The organism is Wolbachia endosymbiont (group A) of Udea olivalis (assembly GCF_964028365.1).
Taxonomy (GTDB): Bacteria; Pseudomonadota; Alphaproteobacteria; order Rickettsiales; family Anaplasmataceae; genus Wolbachia; species Wolbachia pipientis.
In genome coordinates this window covers 1,423,316-1,443,390 of sequence record NZ_OZ034773.1, presented here as the reverse complement: position 1 = coordinate 1,443,390, position 20,075 = coordinate 1,423,316, and the positions used below count along the sequence as shown (strand labels likewise).

The window sequence follows — 20,075 nt, the reverse complement described above, 5'->3', positions numbered from 1 at the left end:
CTTTTTTATATAAGCAAGTTATTTGTGTTAATTTCTACGCCTTTAATCCAGCTTAAGTTAGATATTTCATACATAACTTGAGGAGCAATTGAGTACGCACCTGGTAATAAGATGCTCACTTTATGTTTTTCGAGAAGAAGTCTTAGCATTATTTTGGTTCTGCCTTCATCTTTCAATATTGCGTTTAATTCCATAGCGGCTTTTTGTGAATCCGTGCACTCAGTGGTGAGAACTAATTCTTTTATTGTAGAAGCGATTCTTTTTGTAAACTCAGATATATCCTTGCCTGCTAATCTTGTCGTATTTTCCGAAGCTTCAAGATCAATTATCACAAATGTTCCTGGTGAAAATAAATCTCTTTTTTCTTCTATTATTTCATTATTATAGAATGCTATTTCAGAAACGTTATGGGGATCGGAAAGTGTGAGGATAACAAACCTTCCACGCTCTGAAGTTCTCATACGTGCATTTAATATTACCCCAGCAGTTTTTGCTGTTCTATTTTCTCCGATAAACCCAATATTTAACTTTTCCAGAAGAATTCTAAATTTTTCAAGTGGATGATTAGTTAAATAAAATCCTAGTGAAAATAACTCATGCTCTAATTTTTTCTCTTCATCAAAATCTTCCACATTCTCAAGTTTCGGTTTGAGGACATCAAGGCTACCAAACAAAGCAGCTTGACTTGATTCTCTATCCTGTTTGTTTTTATTTGCAAAGTAAATCAGCGTGTCCATTGACTCATATAGCTGCTTTCTGTTCTTATGCACGCTATCGAATGCTCCGGATTTAATCAGGCTTTCTAGCGCTCTCTTATTTATTATATGACCTGAATTTTGAATGAATTCCCATATGTCCTTACAAGCGCTTGAACGTACGTTCACTATTCCTTCCGCTATAGAAAAACCAACATTCCTCAAGGCAGCAATACCATAACGTATGCGTTCGTTCTCTATTGAGAATTCAGCTTTAGATTTGTTTATATCAGGTGGAAGAACGGTAACGCCACTAAACTTTGCTGCATGATAAAATAAATTCAGTTTATCTCTATCATCAATATTCAGATTCATTAGTGCTGTAAAAAATTCTAATGGATAATTAGCTTTAAGGTAAGCCGTTTGATAAGATATAACCGCATATGCTGCAGCATGAGATTTATTGAACCCATAACCAGCAAATTTTGCAACAAGGTCAAAGATATAACTTGCCCTGTCATAATCAACGCCATTTTTTGTTGCCCCTTGGACAAAAAGTTCACGTTGTTTATCCATCTCTTCCTTGATTTTCTTACCCATGGCACGTCTCAGCAGATCTGCTTCCGCTAAGCTATACCCGGAAAGAATACGGGCTATTTCCATCACTTGTTCTTGGTAAATTATTACCCCAAATGTCTCTTTTAATACTTCCTCAAGTAACGGATGAATATAATCTGGCTTTTCAAGTCCATGTTTTCTTGCAACATAAGTTGGAATGTTATCCATAGGTCCTGGACGATAAAGGGAAATTAAAGCGATAATATCTTCAATGCAGTCCGGTTTTAGTTTAATTAAAGCTTCTCTCATTCCCGAACTTTCAAGCTGAAACACTCCAATTGAATCACCGCTTGAGAGTATCTCATAGGTTTTTTGGTCATTTAAAGGAACTGAAGAAATATCAATCTTTTTTCCATCACGATTAATTAAACGACATACATGATCTATTAGCGTTAGCGTACCAAGCCCAAGAAAATCAAATTTTATTAGCCCAGCTTTCTCCACATATTTCATGCTGTATTGAGTGATTGGCAGAGCCGAATTTGGATCGTAGTACACAGGAACAAAATTTTCCAACTTTTGATCACATATTACAATTCCAGCAGCATGGGTTGAAACGTGACGATATATTCCTTCAAGCTTAAGAGATATATCAAGAAGCTTTGCAATTACCTCATCACTATCCCGCTCTTTCTGCAGGTTTTGATCAAACTCTATCGCTTGTGATAAAGTTACAGGATTTACTGGATTAAATGGAACCATTTTAGATATTTTATCCACTTGAGAGTAAGGCATTTGCAATACTCTACCAACATCACGCAATACTGCCCTTGCTTGCAATTTTCCAAAAGTGATTATTTGAGCAACATAACCGTACTTTTTCTGAACATAATCAATAACCAGGTCCCTTTTCTCTTGGCAGAAATCGATATCAAAGTCAGGCATCGATACACGATCAGGATTCAAAAATCTTTCAAATATTAGGCCAAACTTTATTGGATCAAGGTCTGTAATCTGCAAGCCCCAAGCAACAATTGATCCAGCACCAGAGCCTCTTCCTGGACCAACTGGAATGCCATTTGCTTTGCTCCAACGGATAAAGTCAGAAACTATTAGAAAATACCCGGAATAATTCATTGAAGTGATTACGCTTAGTTCGTAATTTAGCCGATCGTAGTATTGTTTAAGGTCTATGTCTGTCTCATTCGTAATGCGGAATTCTAATCCCGCAACTGCCTGCTCCCTCAGTTCTTCATTCTCAGTTTTATTTTCTCTACAAGGAAATTTAGGCAGAATAGGCTGCCTGCTTCTTGGCATGTAAGAGCACCGCTTAGCTATTACTAAAGTGTTATGAATTGCTTCAGGAATATCACTGAACAGCTCCTCCATTTCTGCCACAGATTTGAAATAATGCTCAGAGGTTAGCTTTTTCCTGTTATTTTCGAGAGCATAACTACCCTCTGATATACACGTTAATATATCATAAGCTTCATAGTCAGATCTATTTGTAAAGAATACATCATTTGTTGCAACCAGTGGTATATTGTGCTGATAAGCAAAATCTATTAAAGTTTCTTCAAGCTCTAGCTCCTTGCTCAGCCCATGACGCTGCAATTCAACATATAAATGACCATTAAATGCTGAAAGCAGTTTTTCAACCGTTTCTTTATCTTGCCCCAACAATAGTTGAGCCAAACATCCACCGGTTAAAGCGATCAGACCCGTACTTAAATTCAATAGCTCATCAAAATCAACGTAAGGAATATCGCTGTTATTCTTGCGCTTTCTAAAAGACTCACTCACCAAAGTGACTAAATTAGTGTACCCTTGCTCATTTTTTGCAAGCAATAATATAGGTAAATTTTGTTCTGAATGTTTAACTATAATATTGCATCCTATTATTAGCTGTATTCCCCTACTTGCCGCATATTCTGCAAACTCAAGTGAACCAAATAAATTACCTGAATCAGTAATTGCAACCGCTGGCATTTTATTTCGCAAACAAAGGCCGATCAGCTCCTCAATTTTAACCGAGCTTTCAAGCAGCGAATAAACACTATGAACACGTAAGTGTATGAACATAAGAAACTTTAGATCAACAAAAAAGGATAACATTAATTTACTCATGAGAACATAATTTTCATGAGAACAAAAGCCTATAAAATTCTAAAATTAAAATACAAAAACTTACTTGACAAACTCCACCAGCGCCCTTATCATGATAGTGAAGCTATTGTATTTGCTTTCGCCAATCTGCAGATTAAAAGGTAAGGATTACTTAATGTATCGGCGTCTTATGTTCAATTTTTTGCAGTATATAGATACTGTATGTCTTTACAAAACTTCATCTACATCTAGATTTTTATCTAAATAAGCTGAACGCGCTTATAAAGCGTTACAAGACATCAAAAAATGCCAATACTCGACAGAGATAGTAAAAGACTAGCTAACTCGGGGATTCTTTGTCTTTTTTTCTGCTTAGTAAATTTCTTAAACATTTGCAGCGTAGGTTAGTTGCAATTAAAAGCAGCTAAATCTTGCTTGTCAAGCGTTTAAAACATAAAAAACGCCAATATTTTAAAGCGGATAATAACCACGGGGCTTCTTTTGCCTTTTTTTTTATTTGGTAAATTTCTTAATGTTTATGGCTAAACGACAACCGTCATCCCGCTGCTTGTTAGCGGGATCTCTTGTTAGCGGCTGAGATACCGCGAATGAATCGCGGTATGACGGTTCGTGGCGGCGTGACGATAAGCTCGTCATCCCGCTACGTGTTAGCGGGATCTATGTTAAGGTATGACGGTTAAGTAAGGGATCTATGTTAAGGGATACCGCGAATGAATCGCGGTATGACGTAGGGATTGCATTAGCTATAATTCTTTAGTTTTCACTTTTCTTTTAACCTTGCAATGATATTTTCTTTGCCGATAAAAATTAATAGTTTAGCGAGCTCTGGTCCTGTTTCTGTTCCTGTTAAAGCTGAACGCAACTGCGTAAATAGGTTTTTTGCCTTTATATCCACTGTTTGTCGAATAGTTTTGACCCATTCTGACAACGTGTTTTCATTACAATCACCTTGGGGCAATGCATTGAACGCAATTTTTATAAGCTCCTTATCAAGAATCACAGGCTCTATATCAGATTTGCATATTTTCCACCACTTGGCCACCTCAGAAAACCTTTCTATATTGTTCCTTATAAAATACCAAAACTCTGAGGAGTCCACTCCAATTTGATTTAAACGGTCTTGCACCATTTCAAATGGCATTTGTTGCAGAACTTTGCTATTTAGCTTATATATTTCACTCAAGCTGAATTGTACAGATGCTGAGCTAAATTTTTTAATATTAAATGAATCAATCAAAGATTGCATACAGGCACAAGCTTCAATTGGATTGGATGTTCCGAGCTTCACTAAATAACTAACTAGTGCCATCGGTTCAATTTCATCTTCTTTTATAGATTTGATATCTAGCACGCCGGCTCGCTTGGATATCTTGCTATCATCAAAATGTAGCAGAGAAAGGTGAGCAAATGTAGGGATTTTCGCTTTTAATGCTTTAATCATTTGGAGCTGAACTGCGGTATTAGTTACATGATCTTCCCCGCGTACAACATGGGTTACATTAAAGTCAACATCATCAATAACAGAAGGTAACATGTATGTGTAAATTCCATCTTCTCTTTTTACCACAGGGTCACTTATGCTACTGGTTGCAATATTTATTTCACCTTTAACTTCATCATTCCATTTAACAACCTCATTTCTATCCAACTTAAATCTAAAATGTGGTCTTCTTCCTTCTTGCTCATAACTAATTTTCTCTTGCTCAGTTAGAAGTAACGCGCTTCTGTCATATACAGGGGGAAGTCCTTGTTTTAACTGCAATTTTCGTTTAATGTCTAACTCTTCTCTTGTTTCATAGCATGCATAAATATGCCCTTCTTTTATTAACTGCAAAAACACCTCATTGTAACGCTCAAAGCGCTCTGATTGCTTGAAACTTGCATCCCAATTGATACCAATCCATTTCAAATCTTGTATGATATCATTTATATATTTGACATCTGAACGCTGAAGGTCAGTATCATCAAAACGGAGTAAAAATTTTCCATTTTGATTGCGTGTGTACATCCAACAAACCAAGGCAGTTCGTACGTTTCCTACGTGGAGGTAGCCAGTTGGGCTTGGAGCGAATCTTGTTAGCATTTAAACAGCAATATTGTTTACTCTAATTTATTTTAATTTTATATAAATATATGGCTAAAGCAAGTGAGATCTGCTAATACAATTGAGCGAGAGAAGAATAAGTATGGCTATAGCATTGTGGCACCTTTGATATTTGATGGATTAAGACCATATGATAAATTCAAGAAAATTCACAGCTTGACGACAAAGGCTAATGTAGCATTATATTGGTATCATGACTAACTTAGAAAAGATGAGAGAAAAACTGCAAGATCAAATAAATTATCATAATGTTTTGTATCACCAAAAAAATAAGCCAGAAATAAGTGATGCTGAATATGATGAACTGAAGAAAAAGTTAGCTGAAATAGAGCCAGAAATTTATGCAACACAAGATAGTGTTGGTGCTCCACCTGATGAGAGGTTTTCTAAGGTGGAACATCAAGAACCTATGCTTTCTCTTGAGAATGCTTATGATGAACAAGGTGTAGAGAAATTTTTGTCTAAAATAAAGAGGTTTTTAATTGAGGACAAAATAGAGATATTATGTGAGCCAAAAATTGATGGGTTGTCGTTTTCTGCAATTTATGAGGATGGAAGATTTGTTAAAGCTGCAACTCGAGGTGATGGTTTTGTAGGGGAAGATGTCACTCACAATGTTGCAACAATAAAAGGCTTTCCTAAGTTTTTGCAAGGTGTGCAAGGAAGACTAGAAGTAAGAGGTGAAATATACATCGGTAACAGCGACTTTTTAAAGTTAAATGAAAACGATGAATTTGCCAATCCTCGAAATGCAGCCGCTGGTTCTCTGAAGCAATTGGATGCAAACATTACAGCAAGTAGACCACTTAGATATTTTGCTTATTCTTTAATTGGTGGAGCAGAGAAAAGTCAAAGTGAGGTACTAAATAAGCTTGAGGCACTTGGTTTTTGCGTAAATGAGCATCAGTCCTTAACGAGTAGTTTAGATGGAATGCTGAAGTTCTATAACGAGGTCTATAACTGTCGCTATAACTTGGATTATGATATTGATGGAATAGTCTATAAAGTAAATGATTTGGTACTACAAAATCGTCTAGGGAATACTCACAAAGCACCGCGCTCAGCACTTGCATACAAGTTTTCTGCGGTTTATGCAAAAACAAAGTTAAATAAGATATTTATACAGGTGGGCAGAACAGGGGTTTTAACTCCAGTTGCAGATTTAGTGCCAGTCAATATTGGTGGGGTGCTAGTTAGTAGAGCAAGTCTGCATAACCAAGATGAGATAAAACGTAAAGACATAAGAGAGGGAGATATTGTAACAATCAAAAGAGCAGGTGATGTAATTCCCCAGATCGTTGAAGTAAGCAGAGATTCTCGTCTTCCAAATACACCTGAATTTGTGTTTCCTGAAGTATGCCCTGAATGTGGTAGTAAAGTACGTCAGGTTGAGGGAGAGGCGGCAGTAAGATGTCCTGAGGAATTTGCCTGTAAAGCTCAAATAATAGAAAAACTAAAGCATTTTGTATCGAAAGATGCATTTGACATTGTTGGCCTTGGTGATAAGCAGATAGAGTTTTTTTACGACCTTGGTCTGATAAAACAAATCCATGATATTTTTACTTTAGAAGAAAAATTGGATGAATTTAATCTGGAAGGACAGTCTGGCTGGGGCGAGAAATCTATAGCTAATTTGTTAAATTCTATACAAAGCAGAAGGGTAATAACTCTAGATAGGTTTATATTTTCTTTAGGTATTAGATTTATTGGTCAAGTTGCAGCAGAATTGCTTGCAGATTATTATGTTTCTTATAATAACTGGTATAATTCGATGATTGAACTGTCATCAGATAATACTGAGCTAGTCAGTATAGACGGCATAGGAAAAAAAGTGGCTGAATCTTTGGAATCATTTTTTTCTAAGGAACATAACATCAAAATGTTAAATGATCTTACTGCTTGTCTTCAAATTCTTCCTGTGAGCTCCAACTCTAGTAACTCTGTTTTAAATAATAAAATTATAGTGTTTACTGGTAAGCTACTTGCTATGAGTAGAGGAGAGGCAAAAGTAAGAGCCAAAACTCTGGGAGCAAAGGTCAGCTCACATCTTTCTGCTAAAACTGACTACCTAATTGCAGGAGAAAAACCAGGATCCAAATATAAAAAGGCAGTGGAATTAGGTGTAGAAATTTTAGATGAAGACCAGTGGCATAAAGTGATAAGTTTGGGAGTGTTCAAATGAAACTTGGATTGTATATTAAATCAAAGTTGCAAGACTATTTAGAGAGTAGCCAATTCTTTCCATCCAAGAATCATTTTATTGACTTGCCTCAATTTTTCAACAGAAGGCAAGTCTTCTGTGCTGAGCGGTAGGCGGACAGTTTGATGTTCTATAAGACCAATATCATGCAAAAGTGCTTTAGTAGGTATTGGGTTGCTGGCAGTAAATAACGCTTCGCAAGCCTGTTGCCAGATATCTGCCTGAGGGTTCCTGCCATTGAGGCACTTCTTAACATATTCATGTGCTACATATGGCCAAACATTGGAAGCAACGGAAACCAGGCCAGCCGCACCATAAGCGGCCATATCGGATATCATATTATCATCTCCACAAAAGACCTCAATATTTGGTGCAACTTTCTTATACTGAGCTAAAGTATCAACAGTGCTACTTGAATCTTTGATAGCCCAAAATTTTTCGTGACTAGATAAGTTGCGTACAGTTTCAGCGTGAAGATTTATTCCTGCTCTTGATGGAATATTGTAAAACATAACCGGCACATGTGCTTTCTCAAGCAGCTTTTCAAACCATAAAGTCTGCCCCATAATTCCGGGCTTTGCATAAATGGGAGTTGTCATTAGATAGCCATGAATAGGCATACCCTTGCAAAAATCAAGCCATTCAAGAGTCTGATATAGATTCACTCCTGGTACGCCAATTATAATTTTCGTATTTAATTTTAGCTTACATACGAATTCAACTAATGTACGCTTTTCAGAATCAGTAAGCGATAGGCTCTCACCTGTGCTACCCAGCAACACTACGCCATTTTCAGCTTTAACTTGCATTGTCAGTAAACGCTGCAAACTGCTATAATCTATACTATCTCCATTGCAATTAAAAGGAGTAACACAAGCAGTCCATAAAAATGTAGATTTCAATTTAAATTGTTAAAATGGTATTTCATCGTCGAGTAGTTCATCTTTTATATCGTTGTCAAAACTTTCGTGTTTATCTTTTTGTTCTGTTTCACCTTGTTTGTATTCACTTGGCTTGTAATCAGAATTTGGCGCACTATTTCGTGAATCCAAGAGAGTAAGAGCGCTATTAAAATTATATAGAACCACCTCTGTTGTGTATCTTTCACCACCGTTTTGGTCAGTCCATTTTCTAGTTCTCAAAGAACCTTCAACATAAACTTTACTGCCTTTGCGTGCAAAATCTTTGACGATTTTTACTAATCCTTCACTAAAAATTACGATATTATGCCACTCTGTCTTTTCAGAGCGCATACCGGAAAGTTTGTCAGTCCAACTTTCAGACGTGGCTATTGAAAAACTTGCCATTTCTTTTCCATTTTGTGTAGTCCTAATTTCAGGATCTTTTCCTAAATTACCAACTAGTATGACTTTGTTTATGGTACCACCAGACATAATTATGCTCTAAATAAATCCTTTTATTATCTTATGTGAAAATACTATTGTCAAATTTAATTAAAAGTGCGCTTGGAGGGATTCGAACCCACGGCCTTTGCCTCCGGAGGGCAACGCTCTATCCAACTGAGCTACAAGCGCATATATATTTAAGTTATTTAATAGATAAGCCATCCAAGTCAAATTTTTGTTTTGGATAAAGCGTAAACATAATACTCCCATATCCAAAATATACATTTTGAGAATCATTCGCATGCTTTTTTATTGCTTTTTGATCTACGGTCCATACAAAAGTTACATAATTTTCAGTGACTGAGTGCACTTTTAAATCCTTAGTATTTATAAACAGTTTTCCATTTACCCATATTTTCCATGTATCGGGAGAAAGATATAAAATTGAGTCTAAACTCACTACCTTACAGTTGAAATTATCTGATACCTCCTCTTTTACAGCTCTTGAAGATCGTAAATTGAACTTTTCCATTTCATTGACCATTCTATTAACTGGCTCTTCATCAAAAAAAATGCTTTTTACGTTACTATATTGTGACAAAACGTCAAAGTCACTTTCCACTGCTTCTCTTATTATATCGTCCCGATCTGTATAGCTTAGTTTTTGATTGTTGATAAAGAAACACTCTTTTGCACGCAAATTTGCTATATCAATAAAATCGTCGATTTCTTGATTGCCAACTTTAAGAATACTTTCAAAATATCTTTTTTCTATCATCATTCCATACTGAGAATGATGACAAACCATTTCATCATTACCTTGTTTTTCTATATATACGCATAAATTTCCACTATTTAATCCTAATATTTTATGCTCAATAAAATCTTCATTGCCAATATATTGTCGGCAAGAATACTCCTTACAAATTTCTATGCTTTCTATGATATCTTCACAACTGCAATATGCATTAACATTGGAAATGAGTAGCGTAAAAATAAAAAACAGCTTTATGTTCATCACCTTATCTACTTAATATAGTATACCAATCAAAGACTATATTAGCTCTCACTATCTCTATCATATTACCATTCAAAATCTGATTCATAGTTGCAGCATCAATATTTCTCTGCTTATTTAAAATAAGAGATTTGATCATAACATAACCGGGCAGATTTGGAATAGACTGTAGAAATAAAAAAATATGCTTATCGCTGATTGAGCTTAAATTTAGGACCACTTCACTTTTTATTACTTTTGTGCGTTCACTTTTGTTGTGGAGCTCAACTTCTTCGGGTATAGAAATTGATATTTCAGGTTCTAATATATAGTGCTTTTTATATAACTTGCTAAGCTCGAAATTTAAATTTGCAATGTATCTGCTACTATGTAAATTTGAAGAAGAAATTTTTTTCCATAAATCTAGGTTTTTATTTAGAACAACTTCCTTTTTTTGAATTCCAGTAATCTGTAAATTAATAGAACGTATTTTATCAATCGCAATTTGGTTTTTATTATAAATCTTTTCGTTATAGATAACAACATATGTTAATAACCCTATTAATCCAACAGATAATAACAAATACGATATAAACTGAATTGTAGCTTTTCTTTTTAATTGAGAGATAGTCATTAATCTACATTGCCTCTCCTATTTCAACATCAATAGATAGATTTTGCTCTTTAGCAGCAGGTAAGCTAGAAATATTAATGTCATAGGTACGAAAATTATCGTTTAAATTTTTTCGTAGTTTCTCGTATTGATGAGAAATATTTTTACCGGATTGAAAATTAAACTTTAAAGTTGTGGTAATATAACTTTTTGCCTCATTATAATTCCATTCAAATGATCGAAGCTCTATACCTGGTATTTTTAACTTTTCTACATACTTAACTTGTGTAAGAGGAGAGTATTCTATTTTTGATAAAATATTATTGATATTAATAAAATCATAAATTTCATCTATTTTTTTTACATTATAGCTTTGGCTAAGTTTTGTTAATTGGTTATTTAAGGTGTTCTGCTTTGCTGATAAATTATCAGCGACATTGAAATTTGAATACAAATTTAGCAAACAAAGGGTGTTTGTTATAACTAAAACCAGGGCGAAGTATAGAAAAATTCGAGGAGAGTTTAAATAAAGGTAATTGAATAGATAAAATTCTTTAGTTTCCTTTGTATTAAAAATAGCTGCTAATTTATTCTTAAAGCTATGAAACAAAATTATGGTATCGCAAAAGTTATCTTTTTCACTTATAGCTAGTTCTGCTCCTAATAGTTTGCCTAACTCATATGGAGTTAATATGTTCACACTGTTCTCTGAAAAATTTATGACTGATAAACTAGCTTTGATATCTTCTGACACTATGATACAAAGGTCGATAGGGTTATTTTTTTCAAACCCAAACTTAGTTAAGGATCGAATAGTATCTTGCACTTCCTGATATATTCCACCAGCGATAATTCCTGGTAAATTATCATTAGTAAATGATGTTAAGCGCGTAAATACCATTTTATTCTCTTTAAGAACCACTTGTCTATAGCCTCCCGTTTTAGTTGCAGCAACTATAATTTTCCAATTATTAGGATCTTTATGTAGAATCTTTTTTGTTATATTACTTATTTCTATAGGAAACATTAATATTCCCTTAAAGTTGGAGCCTATCTCAATAAACACATTCAACCAATATTCTACTAAATGCTTTGCTTTTGATGAAACAAGAAGATAGCACCAGTTTTGATTGAATTTGTTTGGCTTCTCAACCAAAAAAACTGAACTTATGTCATTATTACGAGAAAAATGCTCCATCTTTGTTTTTGCTGATAGATAGGCACTAATCTTGTTTGCCCTTGTAATAAACTGTAGCGAGTAATTTTGATCTGCATGATTAAGCACCAGGTATAAAGGTGCTTTTTTATCTGACGAAAGACATGAAATTAAATCGGAAACTGCTTTATCGTTTTTGCCCTTAACAAAATACCTTTTATTTAAAGTATTATTTTTAAAATATAGTAACATTATGCCTTCTTCTCCAATAGAAAGCATAAACTTACTTTTGGATTTTGAACTAAACATATTAACAAAGCATATACTTATCTAGAATTAAAAAGGCAATTTATTGAAATTCATTAAACGTTAGAGGGAAATATTGTTATAAATTTTCGCAGCAACATTATTTATATTATAATTTTTTTTATAAAATTACCACTAATATTAAGTTATTTAGATAACAAATTAAGAAAATTCATTAAGACGAATTTGTTGTTTTTCAAATTGTAGGTAAACCTAAGCCACTTTGGCTATATCTGCCGATTGACTTTAATTAATAAGAGTTATTAATCTATTTACTATTCTTGTAATATTATTTCTAATGGTAAAGAAATATATATTTTTCTGGAACAGTTGTTATTTCAGATACAGAATTTATTGTAAGTATAGCTCTTTTTACAATAATCCGAACAGACCGTAATATGCTACTGGCCTGCTATAGCCATAAACACATATCTTATCGCATTCGGACTATTATAAGAAAGGCTATAAACTAACCATTTGCTGAAGAGCGCTCATCTTCTGTGGTACTTGATGATGGAGCAACTAATTTGCTCAAAATCTCATCTTTTGGTCCCATAGCGTAAATGACACCATCTGACATGAGGATCACCTTATCAACTACGGACAATAACGGTAGCTTGTGAGTGATGATAACAGTAGTAGTATTTTGTTTTCTTGCAATGCCAATTGCATTAATTAAGCATGCCTCTCCATTGCTATCTAAGTTAGCGTTTGGTTCATCAAGTACTAAAAGTTTTGTGTGACCATAAAAAGCTCTGGCAAGTCCAAGAAGCTGTTTTTGGCCGCCAGAGAGCGTTACTCCTCCAGGACCTCCTATTGTTGTATCATATCCATTTGGTAAGCTTAGTATTAGTTCATGTATTCCTGCAATTTTTGCTGCTTTGATTATTTCTTCAGGATTTGGATCTGGCCTCATGCGAGCAATATTAGCTTTGACACTAGTGTTAAATAACTCAATATCCTGAGGTAAGTAGCCAACATAATTACCAAAATTTTCTCGATTCCAAGTATATACATCAGCGCCATCTAGTCTGACTACACCAGATATTGGCTTCCATACACCAACAGTTAATTTTGCGATAGTGGATTTACCAGAAGCACTTGCACCAATAACACCAACTACATCTCCAGGATCTATAATGAATGATATTCCTTTTACTGTCGGCTTATTGCTTCCATAAGGAGTAAAAAATACTCTATCAAATTCCAATTTTCCTTCAGGTTCTGGTAGAGCCATCGTTTGCTCTCTTTTTGGCGATGTTAATATAAGTCTTTGTAGCCTTCCATATGACATTCTAGCCTGATTTAAAAACTTCCAAGTATGAACCGCAGCATCAAATGGTGCTAATACTCTACCCATTAAAATTGAAGCAGCGATGATGCTACCGGCAGTCTTATGAGCTGTGATTGCAAGTAATGCACCTGTTCCAATCACTGATATTTGCAGAGTTGAGCGCAAAAATTTAGTGATTCCAGTAATTACATTAGAGCGATTTTGTGCTTTAATTTGCATTGCTCGGTTCTGATCATTTCGTTTACACCAATCAGAGACTATGAATTCTGACATGCCCATAGCTTCAACCACTTCTGCATTTCTTGTTGCAACATCTATAGCATTGATATTCCGTATAGTTTCTTCGTTGGTTTCTTGTAATATTCGTTTAGTGGCAAGTTCATTCCATATTGCCATAGAGACTAATATAATAATTCCAGTAATAGCTATAAACCCCGTGGAGGTATGTATCATGAAAATCACAACAAGGTAAATTAACGACCATGGAGTATCAAACAGTGAGAATATACTATTTCCTGTAATGAAATTTTTTATCACTCCGAGATCTCGTATTGCTTCACCACTTGAAGTTGAGCTCTGCACTGACGTTAGCCTGATTGACCTTACTATCAGATCTGGTGTTGCAGTTTTATCGATCCAATCACCTATTTTTGCCATGGCTAAATATCGACAAGTTTCAAGCATTGCAGAACATGCAAATGCAGATAAAGTGATAATTGTCAGCATAGTTAGTGTTGATACACTTTCGCTCGATATCACCCGATCAAGCACTTGAGAGGTATAAAGTGGTAGGAATAACATTAATAAATTGATTCCCGCACTAAACCAAAAGATAAACCAAAATGCACTTTTGCATTTTTCTAGGCAAACATATAGAGTACTTTGCTTCAATTCTTTTTTTATTGATGGCGTAATTTCCACAATCTTCCTCTTAATTTGATTACATGCACCATATACAATTTTTATTACAAAAATATTAATAACGGTAGTTAGCTTACTTTAAGTGAGTAAAATATTAATATATGTGAATAGGAAATATAAACAATGGTAAAAAGAAGTATAGTTAATATTTCCTTCATTGCCTATAGCGAAGCTACGTCATACCGCGATTCATTCCATAGCTGTACGAACATTCATTTTTGAAGGTAAACTGCACAGCAAATGGTGTCATGAAAGTAGCTGACACTGGGATGGCTTTGTTGCATCGCTACTTATGAAAGGCTAACTATAATTAGGATTATAAGCAACTTATTGAAAATCTTGTTTTTTTGCAATCAATCTGATCAAATTTAAGAATAGTAATTTGTTATTTATATTAATAAATTTAATTCTATTGAAAATAGCTAAAGCATTGAAATTCTTGAATTTTAGCCAGATTAGTGAGTGGTAGTGAAATTTCTTTTACTCAAATTTAGGTATTCACTGACCGTTCTTGTTATAAATACCAGAATAATAAGCTACTGATATTCTCCACCTTTTTTATCTTTAATCCATCATAGCTAGCGATGCAACAAAGCCCACCGATTCATTCTACTGCAACGCAGAAAATTCGTACAATTGTGCATAATATGGGGCTTCTGGCTACATTTTTCTATTGAACTCACCTTTTCTCTATGTGACAGATTTCGTATTAAATTTTAAATTTAATGCGCCTAGATATACAAGCATTCCTAGCAAAACCATAGGTATAGAAAGCAACTGCCCCATAGTTAAATCAAGCCACAAATAGCCAATTTGATAGTCTGGTTCGCGAAAAAACTCAACGAAAAAACGTGCTATTCCATACCACATAACTGCAATACCAGTTAACGCACCGTGATACAGTCTTATTCTAGTTAAGAAAAACAGTGAATTTGCAACTGCAAAAAGTAGCAGTCCTTCAAAAAGTGCCTCATAAAGCTGGCTTGGATGATGCAGCAAATTATCACCACTCTCTGGAAATACCATACCCCATGGCATAGTTGTAACTCTGCCAAATAACTCTCCGTTTATAAAATTGCCTATGCGACCTAAAAATAAACCTATGGGAACTCCGCAAGAAACTAGGTCCAGTGCATAAAATATAGGAATGTTATGTCTTCTGCAGGAGATTATTACTGCAAGCAAAACTCCTATAGCACCGCCATGAAATGACATCCCTCCTTCCCAGGTCTTCAATATCTCGATAGGGTTGCTTATATAAAGAACTGGATCATATATCAATACGTAGCCAAGTCTACCTCCAAGGATAATACCTATAATAGTGGCTGTTAATAACGAATCGTAAAAATTCTTAGTAAATATTTTTTGGTCATCTAGCCTATGTAAATACCAATATGCAAACACTATACCCAAAACGTAGGCTAAGGAATACCAATATATAGAAACAGGACCGATGCTGAAAATTACTGGATTTAAAGACATATTTTGCTATAAATTATTTTTAGACAATCTACTTTTTTCACGATCCCACTCTCTCTGTTTTATGGTTGCTCTCTTATCGTAGAGTTTTTTTCCTTTTACAATGGCAATTTTAGTTTTTGCAAATCCTTTATCGTTAAAATAGACCGAAAGCGGCACAACAGTTATCCCAGCAGTCTTGATTTGACCAATTAGTTTATTTATCTCCTTTTTATGCAAGAGTAATTTACGTTCCCTTTTTGGTTTATGATTTTTGCGGTTCGCAGCTTTATATTCTGCAATATGCATATTGTGCAGCCATACTTCGCTATTCTTTTCAACAACGTAGGCGTCGGAAATATTTACTTTTCTTTCTCTTAGCGATTTAACTTCACTGCTTAATAAGACCATACCCGCTTCAAATTCTTCTAAGATGAAATATTCAAACCTTGCTTTCCTATTTTCTGCAATAACTTCCATATCTAAAGATATCTTTAAGCTTCAATATATTACAGAGTTTTTGACTTAATTCATAATAAAACAGTTATCCCAATAAATATAAGGTGCCAGGCTAGTCTGATAGCAACAGGATAACAAAAATCAAGTAAGTGCTTTTTCTGTCTCTCTAGGCACAAGTTCCTTTACTTCTTTCATTTCAGTTTTAGGCTTTGACATTATATATTGACCAGCACCAACTATGAGCGCAGATCCTGCAGCTAGTCCAATTATTGCTGGTACAGATAGGGCAGTAGCAAATGCAAGTGCAACACCAACTATCACTGCAGTTACAAAACACACAATAATACCTTTTACAATTGCATTTTTTGCAGATTGTTCTTTTTCTTTCACAATTGCATTTTTTCCAATTTGTTTTTCTTCCTTTTTCTCTGGAAGCTGCATTACATCTTTATTTTCAGTAAGATCCTTTGGCGTTTTTTTATTCTCATTTTTTAACGTTTGCTTTTTTTCCGCTTCCTCTAAAAGCTGAATTATACCTTGATATTTAGTAAGGTCTCTTGGCGTTTTTCCATCAACATCTTTTAATGAAGGGTCTGCTTCAGTGTGTAGCAGAACTTCCACCACTTTTATTTTGCCATTTTCAGCAGCAAGATGTAAAGGAGTACGTCTATCACCATTGTTTGCATTAACCTCTGCTCCTTTTGCGATTAGAGTTTTTACTACATCTTCGTGGCCATTTTTAGCAGCAAGATGTAAAGGAGTACGTCTATCACCATTTTTTGCATTAACCTTTGCTCCTTTTGCGATTAGAGTTTTTACTATATCTTCGTGGCCATTTTCAGCAGCAACATGCAAAGGAGTCCATCTATCAGCATCCTTTATATTAACATCTGCTTTCTCAACTAGAATTTTTACTACCTCTATGTGGTTATTTTCAGCAGCAAGATGTAAAGCAGTACATCTATCATCATTTTCTGCATTAACCTTTGCTCCTTTTTTGATTAGAATGTCTACTACATCTTTATGGCCCTCTCTGGCTGCAAGATGTAAAGGAGTCTCGTCCACAATACCTTCTGCATTAACATCTGCTTTCTCAACTAGAATTTTTACTACCTCTATGTGGTTATTTTCAGCAGCAAGATGTAAAGCAGTACATCTATCATCATTTTCTGCATTAACCTTTGCTCCTTTTGCGATTAGAATGTCTACTACATCTTTATGGCCCTCTCTGGCTGCAAGATGTAAAGCAGTACATCTATCATCATTTTCTGCATTAACCTTTGCTCCTTTTGCGATTAGAGTTTTTACTATATCTTCGTGGCCATTTTCAGCAGCAACATGCAAAGGAGTCCATCTATCAGCATCCTTTATATTAACATCTGCTTTCTCAACTAGAATTTTTACTACCTCTATGTGGTTATTTTCAGCAGCAAGATGTAAAGCAGTACATCTATCATCATTTTCTGCATTAACCTTTGCTCCTTTTTTGATTAGAATGTCTACTACATCTTTATGGCCCTCTCTGGCTGCAAGATGTAAAGGAGTCTCGTCCACAATACCTTCTGCATTAACATCTGCTTTCTCAACTAGAATTTTTACTACCTCTATGTGGTTATTTTCAGCAGCAAGATGTAAAGCAGTACATCTATCATCATTTTCTGCATTAACCTTTGCTCCTTTTGCGATTAGAATGTCTACTACATCTTTATGGCCCTCTCTGGCTGCAAGATGTAAAGGAGTACATCCATCATCATCTTTTGCATTAACGTTTACTCCTTTATTTAATAGGTTTTTCACCTCCTCCTCATTATTATGTTTAACAGCTGAATGCAAAGCTTTGATGTTCTCTTGTGCCTTTAATAGAGCTCCTTTTACCACTTCATGGCCTTTTTGAGAAGCAAATGTTAAAGGAGTCCATTTATAATGGTCTTTCGCATTAACATCTGCTCCTTTTTCAATTAGAGTTTCTACTATATCTTTGCGGCCATTTGCAGCAGCAAGATGTAAAGAAGTCCACCCATCACTATTTTTTGCATCAACGTTGATTCCTTCTGCTTTTGATAGAACTTGTACTATCTCTTTGTGGCCATTTGTAATAGCAAGATGTAAAGGAGCCCATCCTTTATCATTTTCTGCATTAACATTTGCTCCTTTTCCAATTAGAGTGTTTACTACATTTTTGTGGTTCTTTTCAACAGCAAAATGTAAAGAAGTCCATCCATCACCATTTTTTGCATCAACAATTGCTCCTTTTCCAGTTAGAATGGTTACTACATCTTCGTGGCCATAGTGAGCAGCAATATGTAAAGGAGTAATTTTATTATCATGTTCTGCATTAATATCTGCCCCGTTTTCAATCAGAGCTTTTGCTACATTTGCATAGTTCCAATAAGAAGCAAGATGTAACAATTTGACTTTCTTAGAATTTTGACCACAAGATATAGTAAATATGTAATTTATGCCAGATCCACTATCGTTGTCAGGTTTACTCTTTTCCCACTCTTGACATAAATCTGGATCTTCTTCTTGTAACTTAGCTTTTATTTTTTCAACTATATTGTCCTTGCTCAAATCTGAAAGGTCATTTATTTTTTTTAATATTTCCATAAATTTGCCATATTTCATAACTTCCTCACTTAAAATACATAACTTAGTTGTTATATCTTTTAACATAGAAGTCAAGAACCTAAATATTCGTTATTATCTTTCCTTAAAGAGTCATTTAAGTTATATTACAGACTATGAAAAACCTCAACTTTAGGAAGGAAATCAAGTTTTTTTCTCTGTCATTTATAATTTTATTTGTTCTATGGACTGTATTGTCTGGTTATTTTGAGCCGTTTTTTATTTTTTGTGGAGTGTTTTCCTCTATATTCACATCGTTTATCTTTAGAAGGTTGATAAACGCTGAAAGAGCTCTTAGCCAGATTTTAAATAGTACGAGTAGACTGTCGTTTTATAAGTTAGTAAGTTATATACCATGGTTAATGTACCAAATCATTTTATCAAGTGTTTATGTAACAAAAAAGGTGCTACAACTCAAATCTAAGCTTGAGCCAATCATTATTCTAAGAAAATGCAAAGGGCATAATGATGAAAGCATTGCGTTATTTGCCAATTCAGTCACAATCACTCCCGGAACTTTAACTATCAATGTTGAAAGTAAGCAGAAAACATATTTCTCTACCATGTATTTGATAGATAAAGATCTTGAAAGCGGCATTTCTGAAATAGAAAATAAAATCTTAAAAATACTACGTTCAGTTAAGTAATTGCTTTAAATAAGTTAACAGCATCCTTATATTCCCTTACAAGACTTTCAAGCATTTCTTTTGGAAGGCTATTGTTAACAATAGAACATAAATAATTATACAAATCTTCTAACCTTAATATGTTATTTCTCTTCTTGCTGTTGAATTTATACGGAAAAATACCTTCCATAACTTCAATAGTAGTAGCCTTGTTTAAAAATACATTTTCACTTGTCACGCTTATTCTTGCTAAAACAGTGTTAATTTCAGGTTCGTCACTCGTATAAAAATCTGATAGCTGAGTTATTCTAATAACGTACAAAGTTACTATTTTTGACAAGCAATTATCAGCATATTCACAATTTTTTATTACCTCCCACTGAGTAACCTGAGATTTACCTATTTTTGCATTGTTCGGTAATTTACTCATTGAACTTTCTCCATTTAATCCAGTGTAATAAATTATACTAATACTTTGTTAAATAAATAATAACGCGATTACAAAAATATATACTTATAGTAGTATATTATACAAAAATAGCACAATATCTAAGCATTAAAGCTAGTTTAAGCTGGGTACATGGGGCTAT

General features: G+C 34.4%; 14 protein-coding genes and 1 tRNA gene. 2 read left to right on the top strand and 13 right to left on the bottom strand.

The window, feature by feature from the left end; genetic code table 11:
* Positions 1-5: 5 nt before the first annotated feature.
* Both dnaE and gltX read right to left on the bottom strand, forming a co-directional pair.
* Positions 6-3,335 carry a DNA polymerase III subunit alpha gene (gene dnaE, locus ABWU32_RS06775; RefSeq protein ID WP_015589199.1) on the bottom strand — a complete coding sequence of 1,110 codons (3,330 nt, stop codon included), beginning with the start codon at positions 3,333-3,335 and terminating at the stop codon, positions 6-8.
* 805 nt (positions 3,336-4,140) lie between these two features.
* Complete coding sequence (gene gltX / locus ABWU32_RS06770) at positions 4,141-5,463, bottom strand: glutamate--tRNA ligase (RefSeq protein WP_015589198.1); 1,323 nt, start codon at positions 5,461-5,463, stop codon at positions 4,141-4,143.
* A gap of 214 nt (positions 5,464-5,677) precedes the next feature.
* Between gltX and ligA the strand changes: the two genes are divergently transcribed.
* Entirely contained in the window at positions 5,678-7,666 is a 1,989-nt protein-coding gene (gene ligA, locus ABWU32_RS06765; RefSeq protein ID WP_015589197.1) for an NAD-dependent DNA ligase LigA, read from the top strand.
* Positions 7,667-7,704: 38 nt separating this feature from the next.
* Here the strand turns inward: ligA and dapA are convergent, their stop codons facing one another.
* The 10 genes from dapA to ABWU32_RS06715 form a co-directional block, all read right to left on the bottom strand.
* On the bottom strand, positions 7,705-8,586 hold the full coding sequence (gene dapA / locus ABWU32_RS06760; RefSeq protein WP_015589196.1) for a 4-hydroxy-tetrahydrodipicolinate synthase: 882 nt from the start codon (positions 8,584-8,586) through the stop codon (positions 7,705-7,707).
* A gap of 9 nt (positions 8,587-8,595) precedes the next feature.
* Positions 8,596-9,078 (bottom strand): single-stranded DNA-binding protein, encoded by a 483-nt coding sequence (gene ssb / locus ABWU32_RS06755; RefSeq protein ID WP_010082448.1) that lies wholly within the window; start codon positions 9,076-9,078, stop codon positions 8,596-8,598.
* 67 nt (positions 9,079-9,145) lie between these two features.
* Positions 9,146-9,219: transfer RNA gene (locus ABWU32_RS06750), tRNA-Arg, on the bottom strand.
* Between the two features lie 13 nt (positions 9,220-9,232).
* Positions 9,233-10,048 carry a hypothetical protein gene (locus ABWU32_RS06745; RefSeq protein ID WP_065094808.1) on the bottom strand — a complete coding sequence of 272 codons (816 nt, stop codon included), beginning with the start codon at positions 10,046-10,048 and terminating at the stop codon, positions 9,233-9,235.
* A 4-nt stretch (positions 10,049-10,052) separates the two neighbouring features.
* Positions 10,053-10,661, bottom strand: a complete 609-nt coding sequence (locus tag ABWU32_RS06740; protein WP_015589194.1) for a hypothetical protein — start codon at positions 10,659-10,661, stop codon at positions 10,053-10,055.
* Positions 10,662-10,665: 4 nt separating this feature from the next.
* On the bottom strand, positions 10,666-12,105 hold the full coding sequence (locus ABWU32_RS06735; protein ID WP_015589193.1) for a hypothetical protein: 1,440 nt from the start codon (positions 12,103-12,105) through the stop codon (positions 10,666-10,668).
* A 466-nt stretch (positions 12,106-12,571) separates the two neighbouring features.
* Complete coding sequence (locus ABWU32_RS06730; RefSeq protein WP_265027876.1) at positions 12,572-14,317, bottom strand: type I secretion system permease/ATPase; 1,746 nt, start codon at positions 14,315-14,317, stop codon at positions 12,572-12,574.
* A gap of 690 nt (positions 14,318-15,007) precedes the next feature.
* On the bottom strand, positions 15,008-15,799 hold the full coding sequence (gene lgt, locus ABWU32_RS06725) for a prolipoprotein diacylglyceryl transferase (protein WP_015589191.1): 792 nt from the start codon (positions 15,797-15,799) through the stop codon (positions 15,008-15,010).
* A 6-nt stretch (positions 15,800-15,805) separates the two neighbouring features.
* Entirely contained in the window at positions 15,806-16,255 is a 450-nt protein-coding gene (smpB, locus tag ABWU32_RS06720; RefSeq protein WP_007548863.1) for an SsrA-binding protein SmpB, read from the bottom strand.
* A gap of 120 nt (positions 16,256-16,375) precedes the next feature.
* Positions 16,376-18,907, bottom strand: a complete 2,532-nt coding sequence (locus tag ABWU32_RS06715; protein ID WP_353278606.1) for an ankyrin repeat domain-containing protein — start codon at positions 18,905-18,907, stop codon at positions 16,376-16,378.
* 68 nt (positions 18,908-18,975) lie between these two features.
* Here ABWU32_RS06715 and ABWU32_RS06710 point away from each other — a divergent pair, with 68 nt between their 5' ends.
* Entirely contained in the window at positions 18,976-19,506 is a 531-nt protein-coding gene (locus ABWU32_RS06710) for a Na+/H+ antiporter subunit E (protein WP_010962821.1), read from the top strand.
* Here the strand turns inward: ABWU32_RS06710 and ABWU32_RS06705 are convergent.
* Positions 19,499-19,915, bottom strand: coding sequence for a hypothetical protein (locus tag ABWU32_RS06705; RefSeq protein WP_006279382.1), 417 nt, complete (start codon positions 19,913-19,915; stop codon positions 19,499-19,501). The genes ABWU32_RS06710 and ABWU32_RS06705 overlap by 8 nt on opposite strands.
* Positions 19,916-20,075 lie beyond the last annotated feature (160 nt).